Origin of the sequence: Isoptericola sp. NPDC057559, assembly GCF_042801555.1 — a bacterium.
Lineage (GTDB): Bacteria > Actinomycetota > Actinomycetes > Actinomycetales > Cellulomonadaceae > Isoptericola.
In genome coordinates this window covers 204,951-221,373 of the sequence record NZ_JBHVFQ010000002.1, presented here as the reverse complement: position 1 = coordinate 221,373, position 16,423 = coordinate 204,951, and the positions used below count along the sequence as shown (strand labels likewise).

The following is a 16,423-nucleotide window of genomic DNA, read 5'->3' as shown; positions in this document are numbered from 1 at the left end:
GCGCGATCGAGATGACACAGGCCTGTGACCTGGGTCGCGCCCCCGCCCTCGCACGGGCTCGTGCGGGGCGGGAGCGCGGTCGGGAGCGCGGTCGGGCGCGGGCCGGCGGTCAGTCCCCGCCGGGCGAGCCGAGCAGCTCGCGCACGCGCCCCGAGACGCGCCCGAACTCGGGGTCGCGCACGGTCGCGGCGTAGTCGCGCTCGGCGGGCAGGTCCACCGTCAGCTCCTCGACGATCGTGCCCGGCCGCGGCCCCATGACGACGACCCGGTTGGCGAGGTACACGGCCTCCGCGACCGAGTGCGTCACGAGGAGCACGGAGACGCCGGTCTCGCGCCAGATGCGGTGCAGCTCGACGTTCATCCGCTCCCGGGTGAGGGCGTCGAGGGCGCCGAACGGTTCGTCCATGAGCAGCACGTCGGGCTGGTGCAGCAGGGCCCGGCAGAGCGAGACGCGCTGCTGCATGCCACCCGACAGCTCGTGCGGCATCGCCTTCTCGAAGCCCTTCAGCCCCGTCATCTCGACGAGCTCGTCGCACCGGCGGCGCGCGGTGGCGCCGTCCATGCCGCGCATCTCGGCCTGCAGCAGGATGTTCGCCCGGACGTCGCGCCACTCCAGCAGCGCCGCGCGCTGGAAGACGAAGCCGATGTCCTGGCGCGGGCCCCGCACCACCTCGCCGCGCAGCCGCACCTGCCCCGTCGTCGGGGCGGTCAGGCCGGCCACGACCTTGAGCAGCGTGGACTTGCCGCAGCCCGACGGCCCCGCGATCGTGACGAACTCGCCGCGGGCGAGCTGCAGGTCGACCGACCCGAGGGCCGGGGTGGACACGCGGCGGCTGCGGAAGGTGACCGAGACGTCCTCGATGTCGACGACGGCGCCGGTGGTGGCACCCCGCGCGGCGAGCCCGCCCGTGGTCGTGGTGGTCATGGCCCCTCCGTTCAGTTCGCCGGGGCGAACGAGTCGTCGAAGTAGTCGTCGGCCGTCGTGCCCTCGGCGACGAGGCCCGAGCTGGACAGGACGTCCAGGGTGGCGGCCCAGTCGGCGGGGTCGTTCACGCCGGGCGCCTTGCCCTCGGTGGCGTCGGTGTGGAGCAGGTCGATGGTCTGCTTCCACTGCTCGGTGAGCACGTCGGCGGCGGGCATCTGCGGGTCCTTGCCCTCCATCGAGGCGACGGCGGCGTCCGGGTCCTCGGCGGCCGCGGCGAACGCCTCGGACGTCGCGGCGACCATCTCCTTCACGAGGTCGGGGTCGGAGGAGATCGTCTTCTCGGACGCGATGAGCCCGTTGCTGAAGAAGTTGAGCCCGACGTCGGAGTACCGCAGGTAGGTGATGTCGCGGCCGCTCTTGGAGGCGATCGTCGGGCCCTGGTCGTGCGCGAACCCGATGAGGCCGTCCACCTTCTCGGTGAGCATCGCGGAGATCTTGCCGGCGGGGTCGAGGTTCTGCTGCGTCACCGCGTCCTCCGGCACGCCCGCGGCCTCGAGGTAGAGGGGGAAGGTCGTCGTCGGGGCGTCGCCCGCGGAGACGGCGATGGTCTTGCCCTTGAGGTCGGCGGGCTCCTTGATGCCCGAGTCGGAGAAGACCTGCACCGACGACGGCGTCGTCTGCAGGAAGACGCCGAGGCTGCGGATCTTGACGCCCTTGTCGATGTTGGCGAGGACGGCGGGCGTGTCGGCCCAGCCGAACTGGACCTGGTCGGCGCCGACGGCCTGCGCCGTCTTGGTGGAGCCCTGGCCGGCCTCGATCTTCAGGTTGATCCCGTGGTCGGCGAAGATGCCCTCCTCGAGCCCGTAGTAGAACGGGGCGTGCTCGCCGTAGGGGTACCAGTTGAGCATCAGCGTCACGTCGGTGGTGTCGGCCCCGGCCGGGGCCTCTGCCTCGGCTCCCCCGTCGGTGGACGGGGCGCAGGCCGCGAGCGTCAGGGCGGTCGCGGAGAGGGCCGCGGCGGCCGCGAGGGCCTTGGATCGGGCGGTCGCTCGGAGAGTCATCGGGGTGCTCCTTTGCACGTGAGGGTCCAGGGGTTCGCGCCGGCGGCGCGGGGTGACTGCGGTCAGGCCGCGACGGTGGTGGCGGCCGATTCGAAGCGGCGCGACGCGTGCCAGCCGATGAGGAAGCGCTCGGCGACCTGGATGATCGCGAACAGCACGATCCCGAGGGCCGACATGATGAACAGGGCGGCGAAGAGCATCGCGGTGTCGATGTTGCCGTTGGCCTGGAGGATGACGTAGCCGAGGCCGTCGTTGCCGCCGACGAACTCGCCGACGACGGCGCCCGTGACGGCGAGCGTCGCGGCGACCTTGAGCCCCGACAGCAGCTGCGGCAGCGACGCCGGGAACATCACCTTGGCGAACGTCTTGATGCGGCTCGCGCCCATGGTCGAGGTGAGCTGCAGGATCTCGGGGTCCACCGAGCGCAGACCGGCGAGGCCGGAGATCACCACGGGGAAGAACGCCATGAGCACCGCGACGGTGATCTTGGGCGCGAGGCCGAAGCCGAGCCACACCACGAACAGCGGCGCGACGGCGATCTTCGGGATGACCTGCGCCACGAGGATGATCGGGTAGAGCGTCTTCTCGGTGCCGCGGGAGTACGCCATCAGCACCGCCACGAGCTCGCCGACCACGACCGCGATCGCGAAGCCGACGACCGTCTCGTAGGTCGTCACGTACGTGTGGTGCAGCAGGTAGTCGACGTTCTCCGTCGCGGCGGCCCACGTGTCCGCCGGAGACGGCAGCACGTACGGCGCGACCAGGCCCTCCGCGGTGACGAACCACCACACCGCGAACAGCACCACCACGAAGGCGATGGGCCGCCACTGGTCCAGCACCCAGCGCACGGGGGTGGGCAGCGTGCGCGGACGCCGTTCCTGGGCGGGGGCCTCCTGGGCCGCCCGCCTCTCCTGCTCGACCGCCGACCCCGGTGTCGTCGTCACCATGCTGCTCCTCACGCCAGTGTGATGAACCTCGCGGAATACGCTTTCCGAGATGAACGCTAAGCGGCTCGCCCGGGGGTGTCAAACAGGCAGGCCAGCCACCCTCGCGGCCGGCGGACGGCGCGGGAGCGGCCGCAGGGAGGGGCTCCGGGCAACGGTCTGCCCGGGCATCGGGACGGCCGCGCGGCCGGGAGCGGTCAGAGGTCCTCGGGCGCGAGCAGGAAGTCCGCCTCGTCGGCGATCTCCCCGCCCACGGCGGCGTGGATCGCCACCGCCATCTTCCCCACGAGGTCGGCCGCCCGGCGACGCGCGACGACGTGCGCCGCCTGCGGGAACTCCTGGTTCGCCTCGAACACGTCCGGGGCGTCCCAGCGCACGTGATAGCAGACGGCGCCGGCCGCCGCCCACGGCAGCTCGCGCACCAGCAGCGGCAGCGTCTCGTCGCCGACCACCTCGACCGTGATCGAGCCGTCCAGGCCCAGGTCGCTGGTCAGCCCGTAGGCGTCCAGCACCATCGGGGCCTGCAGGGCGTCGATGTCGACGTCGTCGGCGCGCTCGTGGATCGCCTTGCGCACCTCCGGGTCGAGGGGCTCGCCCGGGTACAGGGGGCGGTCCGCGAGGCCGCGCGGCGGGCCCTGGTACGGCTTGCCCTCGGTGGCGAGCACGACGCGCGGGTGCACGGCCTGCAGCACGCGGTGCGCGGCCTGCGGGTCCAGCCAGATGTCGGAGTAGACCGTGAGGTCCACGGCCCGGCCCGGGTCAGGGGTCAGGACGACGCCCGGGCCGGAGGCGCGGCGTCCGCCGTCCGACTCGTCCCACGTGCCCGCGACGTCGAGCCGCACCGAGCCGCCCAGGCGGCGCGCCGCCTCGACCAGCCACTGGACGACGCGCTCCTCCTCACGGTTCGGCAGCGCGGCCGGGAACGCCCGGCCGATGCCGTCGCGGTCCCCGCCGAAGCGGGTGGCGTCGTCCCAGCGCTCGCGCGGGCACACGACGTCGAAGACCATCTCGGTGCCCGGCGGGAGGCCGGCGTCGACGCCCTTGCCGGCGGGCGCGTACGGCCCGGAGACCGCGCTGTGCCGCGACAGCCGCAGCACGCCCGGCTCGCCCGGGTTCGCCATCCGTCCCACCGGGACGTCCGCGCCCGGCAGGTCGGCCGGGACGACGTCCCAGCGCGTGCCGACGAAGCGCGACATCGCCAGCACCTCGATCTCGTCCACGACGACGTCCGAGGGGACTCCGAGCAGGTGGCGGGCCTGGTGACCCTGCGCCGACACCTGAGGCAGCGACGGCAGGGCCGGCTGGTTCTGCGCCGAACGGTTCTGGGCCACTTCGCGGAGCTCCTTCCGGGTCACGGGCGCGGCGCGCCCCGCACCGGTGCCGGCGCGACGGGACCGAGCGTAGCGACGTCCCGACCCCTCGCGGGACGTCCGCTCGGACCCCGCCCCGGGCCCGGCCCCGAACCCAGGGCGTCCGCCCCGCGCGCCGGTCAGACCGTGCTCCGGTGGAAGGACTGCCAGGACCGGCTCGCCGTCGGCCCGCGCTGCCCCTGGTACCGCGACCCGTACGCGTCGGAGCCGTACGGGTGCTCCGCCGGCGACGACAGGCGGAAGAAGCACATCTGGCCGATCTTCATCCCCGGCCAGAGCGTGATCGGCAGGGTCGCGACGTTGCTCAGCTCCAGCGTCACGTGACCGGAGAACCCGGGGTCGATGAACCCCGCCGTGCTGTGCGTGAGCAGGCCGAGCCGCCCCAGCGACGACTTGCCCTCCAGCCGCGCGGCGACGTCGTCGGGCAGCGTGACCGACTCGAACGTCGAGCCGAGCACGAACTCGCCCGGGTGGAGCACGAACGGCTCGTCCGGCGCCACCTCCACGAGCCGCGTCAGCTCCGGCTGCTCCTCCGACGGGTCGATGAACGGGTACTTGTGGTTGTCGAACAGCCGGAAGTACCGGTCGAGGCGGACGTCGATGCTGGACGGCTGGAGCATGGACGCGTCGTACGGGTCGAGGACGACCCGTCCGGCGTCGAGCTCGGCCCGGATGTCGCGGTCGGAGAGCAGCACGGGGACACGGTAGTCGCCGACCTCGCCGGGCGCCCACGTACGCTCACGGACCGTGCGCGCCCTCGACATCGACGTCCCCGACGCCCTCGCCGACCGCTGGTCGGGCTGGTTCGCCCCCGCGCGACGCCCCTTCGTCGCGCCCGCAGCCCTGGCCGCGCGCCTCCGGCTGCCCGACGAGCGCGGAGGCCTCGTCCCCGAGGAACGTGACGCGTTCGACCTCTACGGCCTGGCGGACGACGACGCCGTCGTGCGGCTCGACCGCGCGGCCTACCGGTCGCTCGCGCCCGGTCTGCGCACGGAGCTCGCCCACCAGCCCGCGGGACCCCGCTGGCCGGACGCGCGGACGACGGAGCGGCTCGTGCGCTGGGTCGAGGAGGGCTGCCGCCCCAGCCGGCACGACGACGTCCCCGGCGACGTGTGGGAGCGCGCCGCCGCGGCGGGCCTCCCCCGGGCGCGGGAGCTCGCCGGGAGGTTCCCCGAGCGCAGCGGCCCCAACTGCTTCGGCACGGTCATGGGCGCCGCGGGCGTCGAGGGCGCGGAGCGGGAGTGGATGCAGCGCGACCCGTTCGAGCGGTGGCTCGCCGAGCGCGCGCGACCGATGCCCCGCGGCCCCCGGCACGACGACGAACCGGGCGTCGTCCTGGTCTGGCGGACGCCCGCCGGAGCGGTCGAGCACGCGGCCGTCACCCTCGGCGACGGGTGGGCGCTGCACAAGCGCTCGCAGTGCTGGTTCAGCCCCGTGAAGGTGCTCGCCGTCGACGGCGTGAAGGCCGGCGGTCGCGCCCCGGGACGACGGCTGCGGCGCTACCGGATCGGTGCCGACTGAGGGGACCGGCGCCGCGCCGTGTACCATGGGTGCCGCGCACGCCGGGGATCGACCCCACGGCACTCTTCGGTCCTTTGCATCGAAGCATGGTCCCGCGCACGCGACAGCACCGCTGTCCACCGACAGAACTCCGCCCATCGAGCGCGGAGCGAGAGCAGAGAGCATCACTTCTTCTTCCACCCTGGAACGGCCCGTGCCCGAGTCTTCGGCACCCGCGTCTGCGGCAGAGGCCAGCCCCCGATCGACGCCCGTGTGGCGCCGCGCCGACGACGACCTGTGGGTCGCGACGGTCGACGGCGAGTACGGCGGCATGATCACCCGACGTCCCGACGGCTTCCACGTGCACGACCGCTACTCGCGGCCCGTCGCCGCCGTCCCCACCCTTGCCGAGGCGAAGCGGCTGCGCGCCCCTTCGCGCCCCGGCACCGTGCGGGCTCGCCGAGCCCGTACCCGAACCGTCCGCGCCCGCTCGGGCGCGACGACCGGACCCACGTTCGCGGGTCCGTCGCATCAACGAGAGAAGACAACATGACCACCGGAACTGTGAAGTGGTTCAACGAGGAGAAGGGCTTCGGCTTCATCGCCCCCTCCGACGGCACCGCCGACGTGTTCGCGCACTACAGCGCGATCTCGGCCAGCGGCTTCCGCACCCTCAACGAGGGCCAGCAGGTCGAGTTCGAGGTCACCCAGGGCCCCAAGGGCCTGCAGGCCTCGGACATCCGTCCGCTCTGACGCCGCCGCCGGCACGCCGTCCGCGGCGTGCCGGCCACCGGTTCGGAGCATCAACCCCGGTTGGGTATGATCGGGGCGCGCACACCGTCAGGTGCTGCTGCGCGGGTGTAGTTCAATGGTAGAACTTCAGCTTCCCAAGCTGACAGCGCGGGTTCGATTCCCGTCACCCGCTCCACCACGAGGCCCAGACCGTTTCTCCGGTCTGGGCCTTCGTCGTTCCTGGTGCATCGACGAGCACTCCTACCCCGCACTCCGCGCGACCTCGCCGTCACGATCGCGAACGACGACATCACGGAGCTCAGGTAGCCGCTTCGTTCAAGCAGAGACCAGAACACGCGGTGATCACGCGCATGCTGCTGGGTAGCTCAGCCTCGGCAAGGAAAAACCATTGAGCGCGCCTGCAGTCGGCGGCGATCGTTGCCGGATGGGACACGAGGACGTCTGGGACGCTGATGTCGCCCAGCACTACGACACGCCCGGAACCGATGTGTTCGCACCTGAGGTTCTGGGCCCGACGGTGCAACGCCTCGCGCAGCTGGCGGGCGGCGGGGCCGCCCTCGAGTTCGCCATCGGCACTGGCCGCGTGGCTGTTCCGCTCGCCGCGCTCGGGGTCCCGGTCGCAGGCATCGAGCTGTCGCCGCACATGGTCGAACAGCTGCGCACCAAGGTCGATGAGACGACTGTCCCCGTCGTCATCGGCGACATGGTGACGGCCAAGGCTCCGGGCGAGTACGGCCTCGTCTATAGCGTCTACAACGCGATCTCCTTGCCGCTCACACAGGTCGACCAGGTCGAGTGCTTCCGCAATGCGGCGCGCCACCTCGCCCCCGGCGGGCGCTTCGTGGTCGAGCTCTGGGTGCCCGATCTGCGCAGGCTGCCCCCGGGACCGGCCGCTACGGTCTTCCGGTCCGAGCCCGGCTACATCGCGCTGGACACCTATGACCTGCTCCACCAGCAGGTGGTGTCGCACCACTTCCGGTTCGACGGCGGCAAGCAGGCGGAGCTGTTCCGCAGCCCGCACCGCTACGTCTGGCCGGCCGAACTGGACCTCATGGCCCAGCTGACTGGGTTCGAGCTGGAGAGCCGACACGCCGACTGGGACGGCGCGGAGTTCACCAGCGAGTCGCGCACGCACGTCTCCGTCTATCGCCTGCCGCCATCGCGCTAGCCGAGAGACGAGCAGGTGCGCCGTCGGCGTGCCGTCAACCAGGGTCACCTGTGGCCGTCCATGGCCCCGCGTGCCCGCGGACGGCCCGGCCACCCATGCGCCGGACGCATGAGTCGGGCGCCCGGCGTCTTGGCGCGCATCGGTCTCCCGCTGGCACGGTCGTCACCTCGACGACCCGAGGAGACGACCATGACCCGTCCCGTCCGCCGCCGGACCCTGCTCGCCGCGGCCGGCACCGCCGCCGCCGGAGCCCTGGCCGGCGCTCCCCCCGCGCTCGCCACCCTTCGGGCGCCGGACGCGGGTGCGACCGGCTTCGCGTCGTTCCGCTGGCTGGGCGTGGCGGGCTGGCAGATCCGCACGCCCGGCGCGCACCTGCTGGTGGACCCCTACCTGACCCGCTTCGACACCGGGCTCGCGAGAGGTCGGTTCACGCCGACCACCGGGCTCACGGTGGACCCCACGGCGGTCGACGCCGCCCTCGGCCCGGCGGACGGGGCGGGCCGGGTCACCGCGACCCTGGTGACCCACACCCACTGGGACCACTTCGGCGACGTCCCGCACATCGCCGGCACCCGGGGAGGCACCGTGTTCACGACGCTCACCGGCTACCACCTGGCGCAGTCCCTCGGGGTGGCGGCCTCGCAGGTGGCGGTGCTCAAGGGCGGCGAGGAGATCGTCCTGGGCGACCTGGTGGTCCGTGCGATCCGGTCGCTGCACAGCCGCTCCGGCAACGGCGGGGTCCTGTTCCCCGGGGTGCGCCACACGGTGCCGCCCGCCCCCGCGACCGTCGCCGACCTGCCGGAGGGCGACACCCTCGCGTACCTCCTCCGCGCGCCCTCGGGCCGCAGCGTGCTGCTCCTGGGCGCGAGCGACTTCGACGACGTGTCGTTGCGAGGGCTGCGGCCCGACGCGGTCGCCGTCCCGGTGCCCGCCAACGACGTCACCAGCGAGTACGCCGCGCGGCTCATGGACGTCCTCGGCGGCCCACGGCTGGTGGTGCCCGTCCACTGGGACCATTTCGAGGCCCCGCCGACCGACCCGCCGACCGTGCAGGACGAGAAGACCGCCGGCCAGCTGCGCGCCACGGTGAGCGCGATCCGCCGCGCCTCGCCGCGGACCCGCGTCGTCGTGCCGGACTACCGGACGCCGCTCGAGCTCCTCTGACCGGGGGCGCCCGCGCGGACGGGCGGCGCCGTGCGGCGCACGAGGTCGTGCAGCCGGCGCGCGGCCCGCCCGAGGACGATCTCCGCGGCCGGCTGGGCGCCCGCCGCGACGGCCGACCGGCTGAGCACCACGACGACGATCCGGCGACCGTCCGCGTGCTCGACGACCCCCGCCTCGTGCCGCAGGTTGAGCACGGTGCCCGTCTTGGAGGACCAGGTGGACGCGTCGCGGTCGAACTCCGGCGCCAGACGCTGCCGGTGCACGTTGGCGGCGAGCAGCTCGCGCAGCCGGGCCGACACCGCCGGGTCCACCCTGTCGGCGCTGTCGGCGCTGTCGGCGCTGTCGGCGCGCCATACGGCGGCGAGGAGGTCGGCCAGCACGCGCGCCGACGACGTCGTCGTCACCGAGACGTCGAGCCAGCGGATGACGCTGCCGCCGTTCGCCGTGGTCGCCATCGTCGCGAAGGCGTGCCCCAGGCCGGGGTGGAGGTGCTCCAGGGCCTCGACCGGCGTGTCGCCCAGCTCGCCCAGGCCGTGGCGGATCTCGATGCCCGGCACCGCGAGCTCGCGCAGCACCCGCCCGACCTGGGCCGGCGGGGTGAGTGCGAGCAGGGCGTCGCAGGCACTGCTGTCGCTCAGCGAGACGGCGAGGTAGACCAGGTCCTCCAGGGCCACGGAGGCAGGGTGCCGGAACCGCGTCGTCCCCGGCGGGCCTGCGGTCGTGACCCGCCCCGGCTCGACCGTCACGGTCGCGGCGGCGTCGAGCTCCCCGCGGCGGATCCGCTCGAGCGTCGCCAGGGCCACCGGGACCTTCACCAGGGACGCGATCGGCAGGTCGAGGTGCGGGTCGATCCCGACCTCGTGCCCGGAGTCGAGGTCGCGCACGAGGATCCCGGCGGTGAGCCCCGCGTCGGCGAGCTCGCCCCGCACCTGCCGGACCACGTGCGCTGCGGCGGACCCGGTGGGCACCGTCACGCCGCGACCTCCGCGGCGCCCAGCGCGAGCGCGACGGCCGCGACCAGCGTGCCCTCGACGGCGCCGGCCGCCTCGGAGTGGCCGGCCCGCAGCTCCGCGCGGTACGTGCGGGTGAGGTCGACCCCGCCGAGCGGGGTCCAGGAGAGCCCCAGCTCGCGCGCCTGCGCCGGCGTGCACAGCAGCAGGTCCGCACTCGTCGTCACGGCGGCCAGGGCCGGGACCAGGGGCGCGACCCGCACCTGCGCGGGGAGGCAGCCCGCGGCGACCGCGTGGCGCGCCAGGGCGTCGCCGACGAGGGCGTTGTCGTCCTCCGGCGTGACCCACACGCGCCGCGGGGAGGCCGCGTCGCCCCGTCCCGGCGACAGCTCGTCCAGGTACACCCGCGCCCCGCCGTCCGGACCACAGCCACCGAGGCCCAGCGGCGCGGACCAGCGGGCCGCGCCGGTCGTGGCGGTCACCAGCGCGGCGTCGACGAACGCGTCCCGCACCAGCTCCGCACGCCGGGCCGGCGCGGCCGGTACCGGCCGCAGCGCGATCCCCTCCGCCTGGGCGTCCCCGATCAGCGTGGCAGCGGCGGACGGCGACATGTCCTCCGGGACCGCCAGGCGTACAGGGGCGGCCTCCCGCGTCGCGGCCGCCGCCCGCAGGTCGTCCGCCGCCTCGACGACGCGCTGCGCGGCGGGGAGCAGCCGGCGTCCCAGCGCGGTCGGGAAGACCTCGCGCGTCGTCCGGTCGAACAGGCTCCCGCCCAGGTGCGACTCGAGCGCGGCGACGCGGCGGCTGACCACCGGCTGCGGCACCCCGATCGACGCCGCCGCCCCGGTGAAGCTGCGACGCTCGCTCACCGCGACGAACGCGCGGCAGCCGCTCTCGATGTCCACGCGGCGATTATCCCCACCGGCCGGGCGGCGCGGGCGCGGCGACGGTCGTCCGACCGGCGGTCGCCGCGGGCCTGCCCTACCGTGCCGGGCATGAGCCTCGCCTCCCGCGCGCTGCACACCCGCTGGTTCGTCCGCGCCCCGATCGGCATGTTCCGGGCGGGCCTGGGGTTCCTCGCCGGGGGCCGGCTGCTGATGATGCAGCACCGCGGCCGGAGCAGCGGGCAGCGGCGGTACGTCGTGCTCGAGGTCGTCGCGCGGCCCGCGCCGGACCGCGCGGTCGTCGTCGCGGGCCTGGGGCCGGGGTCGCAGTGGTTCCGCAACGTGAGGGCCGACCCCCGCGTGCTCGTCTCGATCGGCACCCGTCGGGCCGATCGGGCCCGGGCGGTCGTGCTGCCGCCCGACGACGGCGCCGCGGTCCTGCGCGCGTACACCGACGCCCACCCCGGCCCGTGGGCGCAGCTGCGCCCGGTGCTCGCGGAGTGGGCGGAGCCGCTGGCCCGCGAGCGCGGCGAGGCCGACTGGCTCCGGGTGGTGCCGGTGGTCGAGCTGCGGCTGCTCTGACGCCCGTCGGCCCGGCCGGACGGCGCCCCGGGCGACGATTTCACCCGCCCGGGAGGTACGTCACCCCTCGACAGGGCGGGCGACGGCGCGGGCCGGTGCCTACGCTTCTGGCACCGCCCGCGCCCGTCGGGCCGCGGCACGCCGGAGCCCCAGGGGGAGTCATGCAGGCTCGCGCGATCACCGTCGCCGCTCTCGTCACCGCGGCGCTGCTCGCGGAACCGCTCGCCGCGGCGGGCGCACCGTCCGTCGCCGCCGCGCCGTCGGGCGTCCAGGCCGCGTCCGTCGCGGCGTCGGTCGCCGCAGGTCACGGCGACGACCTCACCATCGACGGTCGCGCCGTCGACGACCGTGCCGTCGACGACACCGTCCGCTGGCAGTCCGCGGCGACGGGGGTCTCCCCCGACCTGGCGCGCTCGACCGTGCGCGCGCAGGCGGACCGGCGTGTGCACCAGGTGGACGTCGCCGTCGCGACGCCGCGCTGGATGTCCAAGGCCCGGGCGGCGCAGCTGATCCGCGACCAGGACGTGGACGCGCTGCTGGCGAAGGTCTCGACGTACTGGTCGACGCAGTCGGGCGGCCGGATCACCTTCGTCCGCAGCTCGGCGATCAAGCGGGTCGAGACCGGGGACGGGTCCTGCTCGACGACGGGCCGCATCATCTCGCAGGTGAAGGCGGGCGGGCGGGCGCACTACGGCTCCGGGTGGTGGGACTCGAGCACGCGGGGGCCGGGGCGGCGGGAGCACCTCGTGGTGCTGTTCCCGTACGTGCGCACCGACTTCCCGGGCGGCGCCCGCTTCGGCGACACGTGCGCCGGCACGCTCGGCCTGGGCTCGCTGCCGGGCGCGGCGGGCCGCGACAACCCGGGCGGCTGGTCCTTCTCGCTCTTCGGCGGCGCCGACGGCGAGGCGCGCTCCTCCCGCTTCAGCCACGCCCAGTACGCGACGGCCGTCTCGACGCTGGCGCACGAGCTGGGCCACAACATGGGGCTCGAGCACTCCGGCGTCGGCTGGTGCCGCGGCGCCGCCGACGGCGGCTTCACGTCGACGCGCTGCGGCGCGGTCGAGGGCCTCGACCCCATGGATCTCATGGGCGCCGACTTCGCCGCCGTCGGCACCGCGCCCCTGTCCCGGGCCCAGCTCAAGCGGCTGGGCGTGCTCCCGGCGTCGGACATCGTCACCGTCACGAAGAAGGGCGGGGCGCGCACCGTGACGATCGACGCCCGGCACCGGTCCACCAGCCGGCCCACCCTGCTGCGTGCCGTGGACCCGAAGACCGGGCAGTACTACTCCGTCGAGCTCCGCCGGCAGTCCGGGGCGCGCTACCCCTACCTCGGCGGCATGCCGTGGCGGGCGGCCGACGACTACACCGTCTCGTACGGGGTCACCGTCAGCCGGTTCGGGAAGAAGGGGTCGACGTGGGCGATCCCCGGCGAGCACCTCATCGTGCCGATGGGCAAGGAGTCGGCGCGGAAGTCGTACCTGCTCCGGGGCTCGACGTTCACCACCCGCTCGGGCGCGCTGCGCCTCACCGTGCGGTCCACGACGGACGGGACCGCGACGCTGCGGGTGACGTTCCCCCGCACCTGACGCCGGTCAGCGGCGGGTGCGCGGACGCAGCCGCACGTCGGGCAGCGCGGGCGCCCGCAGCGGCCCGCTCGCGTACCCGTGCACCTGCCCGAACCGGCGCCCGGCGGCACCGTCGGAGTACCGGGTGGGCGTGCCCGCGCCGTCGTCGGCGACCTGCGCCATCCAGTCGGCGCGCGCCCGGGCCACGTCGTCGTGCGTGCGGCCCACGAAGTTCCACCACATGACCACGTCCTCGGTGAACGGCTCGCCCCCGATGAGGACGGCGCGCACGGGCGTCGCGCCCGCGGTCACGACGAGGCGGTCGCGCCCCGGTGCGACGTAGCCCAGCTCGGCGGGCGGCACCGGCTCTCCCTCGAAGGTGGCGTCGCCGGCGTCGACCAGCAGGGCGTGCTCGAACGACGGGTCGGTCCCGACGGTGACGGTGGCACCCGCCGGCACGTCGAGCTGCGCGCCGACGATCGGCGTGTAGGTGCGGGCCGGCGACACCAGCCGCTCCCCCGCGACGCCGAGCGCGCCCATGAAGACCTGCACGCGCGCGCCGCCGGAGGTCGCGACGGGCAGGTCGCCATGGTGCTCGAAGTGGGGCGCGCCGCCGCGGTCCGCCTCCGGCAGCACCGTCCACAGCTGGACGCCGTGCAGCGTCGGCGGGCGCCCCTCCGCCGGGGACTCCTCCGAGTGCGAGATGCCGACGCCCGCCGTCATGAGGTTGAGCTCCCCCGGCCGCACCGCCTGGAGCGAGCCCACCGAGTCGCGGTGCAGGATCTCGCCGGCGAACAGCCACGACACGGTCTGCAGCCCGATGTGCGGGTGCGGCGGCACCTGCATGCCCGCCGACGCCGACACGTCGTCCGGGCCGTAGTGGTCGCAGAAGCACCAGGCGCCCACCAGCGAGCGCTGGCGCTGCGGGATGGTGCGGCGCACGTCCATCGCGCGCGGGCCGCCGAGCGGGACCTCCCGCGCGGTGAGCAGCTCGACCCCGGCGGGCTGGTCCCCGGCGGTGCAGGTGCGTTCCGTGGGGCGCGTCTCGAGGTTGCTCATGGGCCGAGCCTAGGACGCGCGAGGAGGGTGGTGCGCCGGGTGTGCCGAGGCCCCCCGGGGCGGCCGGGGGGCCTCGGAGATGACCGCGTACCCCTGATCGACGGTCCCGGGGACCAGGGGTGCCGTGGCGACGTCACGACCCCGACCGCTCGTCGCGTCCCGTCGAGGCCTGGTGCGTCGTCGCCTCTCAGGAACCCGTTCTCCACGAACAGCCGGGCGCGGGTGGTCTTCCGGCCCCGTACAGACACCTGTGTCGTCACCCACAACCCGCACCGCGGTACGGGACGGCCCGTCGTTCTCCGGTCGACCGTGTCCCGTGGAGTGGGCAGACGACCGTCCTTCGCAGGTGGTTCGTCGACCCGATCTCCGCAAGACCGGTAGGCACGTTTCTAGACCTGCTGGGAGTGCGGTGCAAGGGGTCCGAGGAGGGTTTTCCGGCCCGGATCTCCAGTCACAGCCTTGTCCACAAGCTGACCGGCGGAATCCCCACACCACCCACAGGCCTGTGGAAGAAATTTGTGGACGACGCGCCGGGCGCGACACGCGCTGCCCGTTCCGGGGATCGACGGCGGCGTGGTACGCACCGCGTCGGGGCGACGTCCTCGCACGGCAAAAACCGCGGGATCTCGCGGTTCCTGGCGGCATCTCCGGCGCTGACGGCATGGCCGCGGGCGGCACGGACGCCCGCCCGCGGCACGGTTCCAGCGTGGAACGCCCCAGGTGAGGGGCGCGGAGCACGCCGTCGTCCCGCCGCCGCGGTTGTGGACAGAGCCTGTGGACAGAGCCTGTGGACGACGGCGGCTCACACCCAGGCGCGCGTGCCCGGCGTGGGTGACTCCCGCCGCGCACTCAGGTCCGCGGCACGCAGGGCGAACCCGGCGTCGTCGAGGACCGCGCCCCCGGCCCGTGCCTGCAGCAGCGCCGCGATCCTCGCCAGCAGGGCCCGTGCCCGGGACCGGGCGATGCCGTGCACGCCCGACGGCACCTCGACCTCCAGCTCGTACGGGTCCTGCGGCAGCCACGCGAGGCGGAGCATCGTGGCCGGCGCGCCGTCCGGCCACGGCTCGTGCGCGAGCGCCCGGGGCAGCCCGCCCGCCGGCGCCTGGTCCACCACGAGGTCGCCGTCGTACGGGGTCCGCGCCACCACCCGGTGCCCGGGCACCCCGCCGGGCAGCATCCCGAGGTCGGACGTCGCGACCACGGAGCGCACCGCCTCGAGCAGCTCCGCCGCGGGCACGGGCCGGGCCGGCCAGACGGACAGGTCGACGGACGCCGCAGGGTCCGGACGCAACGCCTGCCGGCCGTCGGCGAGCAGCACCCCGCCCGTGCGGCGGGCGGCCGCCACGGCCCACGTCACGACCCGCAGCTCCTCGCCCGCCGGCAGACCCGCCGCGAACGCCCGTACGAGACCGTCACGGTCGTCGTGGGCCATCGGCCGCCCGGCGCGCTGGTCGAGCCCGCCGTCCACGCGGCCGAGCGCCCAGGCCGACGCCGGCCCGACGACCCCCAGCGGCGCGGCGGTCCCGTCATCGAGCAGGAAGGGGCCGGCCGCGCGATGCTCGTCGCCCAGGCGCAGCAGGGCCGGCGTCGGCCGCCCGCGCACCCGCGCGCCGTGGAACCGGGCCCCGCCGCCACCCCTCGTCGGCGCGTCGTCGGCGGGCGGGCGCAGCCAGGCCACGTCGTCGAACCAGGCGGCGGCCAGCCCCGGCAGAAGGTCCGGCGCCGACGCGCCCGGCCGGGGCAGGACCAGCACGTGGTCCGCCATGTGCTCCGCAGGGACGAGCGCCGGGACCGAGGCCATGGCGCGGACGGTACCGCCGCCGGGGTCACCGGGACGTCACGGCGGTGTTGCGATCGTGTGACCTGCGGGGACGGCGCCCGGCGCGGTCAGGCGCGCACGTCGTGCAGGTGGTGCACCACGTCGTGCAGGAAGTACTGGCCCAGGGTGCGCACGGTGAACACCGACCCGTTCGACCGGCGGCCGGTGCGCTCCTCCTGGCCCGGCTCGACCGCGTCGAACGCCGCCGCGACGACGTGCCCGGCGACGTCGATCTCGTCGGCCACGGCCGCCGGGACCTGGTGGGCGTAGTCGCTCTCGACGGCGGTGACGTCCTGGTCCCAGTTCTCGAACGCGGGGTCGTCCTGCGTCAGCATGAGCGCGAGCCGCTCGTCGAAGACGCGGAACACGTCGCGCACGTGCGCGGCGTACTCGAGCGGGGACCACACGTCCGGGCGGGGCCGCGCCGCGGCGTCGGGGCGCTCGAGGGCGGCGCGCCACCGCGGCAGGGAGTCGCGGACGGCCGGGCCGACGTCGGACGGGGAGACCTCGGCGGCCACGAAGCCGCACTCCGGGCACGGGCGCGCGAGCACCCAGGTCCAGTCCTTGGTGTCGGGCACGATGCGGTCCTCGGGGGCGGCGGGGGCAGGCTCGGACGACGCGGTGGGCTCGGTCACACCGGCACCCTAGCGTCCCGAGGTGCTGACAACGGATGCCTATG

Annotated in this window: 16 protein-coding genes and 1 tRNA gene; 7 read left to right on the top strand and 10 right to left on the bottom strand. The window is 74.8% G+C overall.

What is annotated here, in order from left to right; translation table 11 throughout:
- Positions 1 to 109: 109 nt before the first annotated feature.
- The 5 genes from ACFU5J_RS03980 to dcd form a co-directional block, all read right to left on the bottom strand.
- On the bottom strand, positions 110 to 925 hold the full coding sequence (locus ACFU5J_RS03980) for an ABC transporter ATP-binding protein (protein ID WP_430574090.1): 816 nt from the start codon (positions 923 to 925) through the stop codon (positions 110 to 112).
- Between the two features lie 11 nt (positions 926 to 936).
- Positions 937 to 1,986, bottom strand: a complete 1,050-nt coding sequence (locus tag ACFU5J_RS03975) for an ABC transporter substrate-binding protein (protein ID WP_430574089.1) — start codon at positions 1,984 to 1,986, stop codon at positions 937 to 939.
- Between the two features lie 62 nt (positions 1,987 to 2,048).
- Positions 2,049 to 2,933, bottom strand: coding sequence for an ABC transporter permease (locus tag ACFU5J_RS03970; RefSeq protein WP_430577908.1), 885 nt, complete (start codon positions 2,931 to 2,933; stop codon positions 2,049 to 2,051).
- 194 nt (positions 2,934 to 3,127) lie between these two features.
- Positions 3,128 to 4,261, bottom strand: a complete 1,134-nt coding sequence (locus ACFU5J_RS03965) for a hypothetical protein (protein ID WP_430574087.1) — start codon at positions 4,259 to 4,261, stop codon at positions 3,128 to 3,130.
- 158 nt (positions 4,262 to 4,419) lie between these two features.
- A complete protein-coding gene (dcd, locus tag ACFU5J_RS03960; RefSeq protein WP_430574086.1) occupies positions 4,420 to 4,995 on the bottom strand; it encodes a dCTP deaminase in 576 nt (191 codons plus the stop codon).
- Positions 4,996 to 5,047: 52 nt separating this feature from the next.
- Here dcd and ACFU5J_RS03955 point away from each other — a divergent pair, with 52 nt between their 5' ends.
- The 5 genes from ACFU5J_RS03955 to ACFU5J_RS03935 all read left to right on the top strand — a co-directional run bounded on the left by ACFU5J_RS03955 (position 5,048) and on the right by ACFU5J_RS03935 (position 8,885).
- A complete protein-coding gene (locus ACFU5J_RS03955; protein ID WP_430577907.1) occupies positions 5,048 to 5,821 on the top strand; it encodes a hypothetical protein in 774 nt (257 codons plus the stop codon).
- A 528-nt stretch (positions 5,822 to 6,349) separates the two neighbouring features.
- On the top strand, positions 6,350 to 6,553 hold the full coding sequence (locus ACFU5J_RS03950; protein ID WP_380244697.1) for a cold-shock protein: 204 nt from the start codon (positions 6,350 to 6,352) through the stop codon (positions 6,551 to 6,553).
- A gap of 101 nt (positions 6,554 to 6,654) precedes the next feature.
- Positions 6,655 to 6,728: transfer RNA gene (locus tag ACFU5J_RS03945), tRNA-Gly, on the top strand.
- Between the two features lie 249 nt (positions 6,729 to 6,977).
- Positions 6,978 to 7,721 carry a class I SAM-dependent DNA methyltransferase gene (locus tag ACFU5J_RS03940; protein ID WP_430577906.1) on the top strand — a complete coding sequence of 248 codons (744 nt, stop codon included), beginning with the start codon at positions 6,978 to 6,980 and terminating at the stop codon, positions 7,719 to 7,721.
- A gap of 189 nt (positions 7,722 to 7,910) precedes the next feature.
- On the top strand, positions 7,911 to 8,885 hold the full coding sequence (locus ACFU5J_RS03935) for an MBL fold metallo-hydrolase (RefSeq protein ID WP_430577905.1): 975 nt from the start codon (positions 7,911 to 7,913) through the stop codon (positions 8,883 to 8,885).
- Here the strand turns inward: ACFU5J_RS03935 and ACFU5J_RS03930 are convergent.
- On the bottom strand, positions 8,858 to 9,859 hold the full coding sequence (locus ACFU5J_RS03930) for a serine hydrolase (protein ID WP_430577904.1): 1,002 nt from the start codon (positions 9,857 to 9,859) through the stop codon (positions 8,858 to 8,860). The genes ACFU5J_RS03935 and ACFU5J_RS03930 overlap by 28 nt on opposite strands.
- Entirely contained in the window at positions 9,856 to 10,740 is an 885-nt protein-coding gene (locus ACFU5J_RS03925) for a LysR family transcriptional regulator (RefSeq protein ID WP_430574083.1), read from the bottom strand. Before ACFU5J_RS03925 ends, ACFU5J_RS03930 begins: the two co-directional genes overlap by 4 nt.
- A 90-nt stretch (positions 10,741 to 10,830) precedes the next feature.
- Here ACFU5J_RS03925 and ACFU5J_RS03920 point away from each other — a divergent pair, with 90 nt between their 5' ends.
- Together ACFU5J_RS03920 and ACFU5J_RS03915 are read left to right on the top strand one after the other, a co-directional pair.
- The gene (locus ACFU5J_RS03920; RefSeq protein WP_430574082.1) at positions 10,831 to 11,301 is read left to right on the top strand and encodes a nitroreductase family deazaflavin-dependent oxidoreductase; all 471 of its coding nucleotides are present in this window, start codon (positions 10,831 to 10,833) and stop codon (positions 11,299 to 11,301) included.
- 161 nt (positions 11,302 to 11,462) lie between these two features.
- A complete protein-coding gene (locus tag ACFU5J_RS03915) occupies positions 11,463 to 12,887 on the top strand; it encodes a hypothetical protein (protein WP_430577903.1) in 1,425 nt (474 codons plus the stop codon).
- A gap of 6 nt (positions 12,888 to 12,893) precedes the next feature.
- On the opposite strand, the gene ACFU5J_RS03910 is transcribed toward ACFU5J_RS03915, so the two are convergent.
- The 3 genes from ACFU5J_RS03910 to ACFU5J_RS03900 form a co-directional block, all read right to left on the bottom strand.
- On the bottom strand, positions 12,894 to 13,925 hold the full coding sequence (locus ACFU5J_RS03910) for a pirin family protein (RefSeq protein ID WP_430574080.1): 1,032 nt from the start codon (positions 13,923 to 13,925) through the stop codon (positions 12,894 to 12,896).
- 802 nt (positions 13,926 to 14,727) lie between these two features.
- Positions 14,728 to 15,726 carry a hypothetical protein gene (locus ACFU5J_RS03905; protein WP_430577902.1) on the bottom strand — a complete coding sequence of 333 codons (999 nt, stop codon included), beginning with the start codon at positions 15,724 to 15,726 and terminating at the stop codon, positions 14,728 to 14,730.
- 86 nt (positions 15,727 to 15,812) lie between these two features.
- On the bottom strand, positions 15,813 to 16,379 hold the full coding sequence (locus ACFU5J_RS03900) for a DinB family protein (protein ID WP_430577901.1): 567 nt from the start codon (positions 16,377 to 16,379) through the stop codon (positions 15,813 to 15,815).
- Positions 16,380 to 16,423: the final 44 nt, after the last annotated feature.

Excerpts from the sequence above, each read along its gene's own strand:
- ACFU5J_RS03920 (WP_430574082.1), top strand. The coding sequence starts at position 10,831 with ATGAGCCTCGCCTCCCGCGCGCTGCACACCCGCTGGTTCGTCCGCGCC.
- ACFU5J_RS03975 (WP_430574089.1), bottom strand. The coding sequence starts at position 1,986 with ATGACTCTCCGAGCGACCGCCCGATCCAAGGCCCTCGCGGCCGCCGCG.
- ACFU5J_RS03935 (WP_430577905.1), top strand. The coding sequence starts at position 7,911 with ATGACCCGTCCCGTCCGCCGCCGGACCCTGCTCGCCGCGGCCGGCACC.
- ACFU5J_RS03940 (WP_430577906.1), top strand. The coding sequence starts at position 6,978 with ATGGGACACGAGGACGTCTGGGACGCTGATGTCGCCCAGCACTACGAC.
- ACFU5J_RS03980 (WP_430574090.1), bottom strand. The coding sequence starts at position 925 with ATGACCACCACGACCACGGGCGGGCTCGCCGCGCGGGGTGCCACCACC.
- ACFU5J_RS03915 (WP_430577903.1), top strand. The coding sequence starts at position 11,463 with ATGCAGGCTCGCGCGATCACCGTCGCCGCTCTCGTCACCGCGGCGCTG.
- ACFU5J_RS03970 (WP_430577908.1), bottom strand. The coding sequence starts at position 2,933 with ATGGTGACGACGACACCGGGGTCGGCGGTCGAGCAGGAGAGGCGGGCG.
- ACFU5J_RS03910 (WP_430574080.1), bottom strand. The coding sequence starts at position 13,925 with ATGAGCAACCTCGAGACGCGCCCCACGGAACGCACCTGCACCGCCGGG.
- ACFU5J_RS03950 (WP_380244697.1), top strand. The coding sequence starts at position 6,350 with ATGACCACCGGAACTGTGAAGTGGTTCAACGAGGAGAAGGGCTTCGGC.
- ACFU5J_RS03905 (WP_430577902.1), bottom strand. The coding sequence starts at position 15,726 with ATGGCCTCGGTCCCGGCGCTCGTCCCTGCGGAGCACATGGCGGACCAC.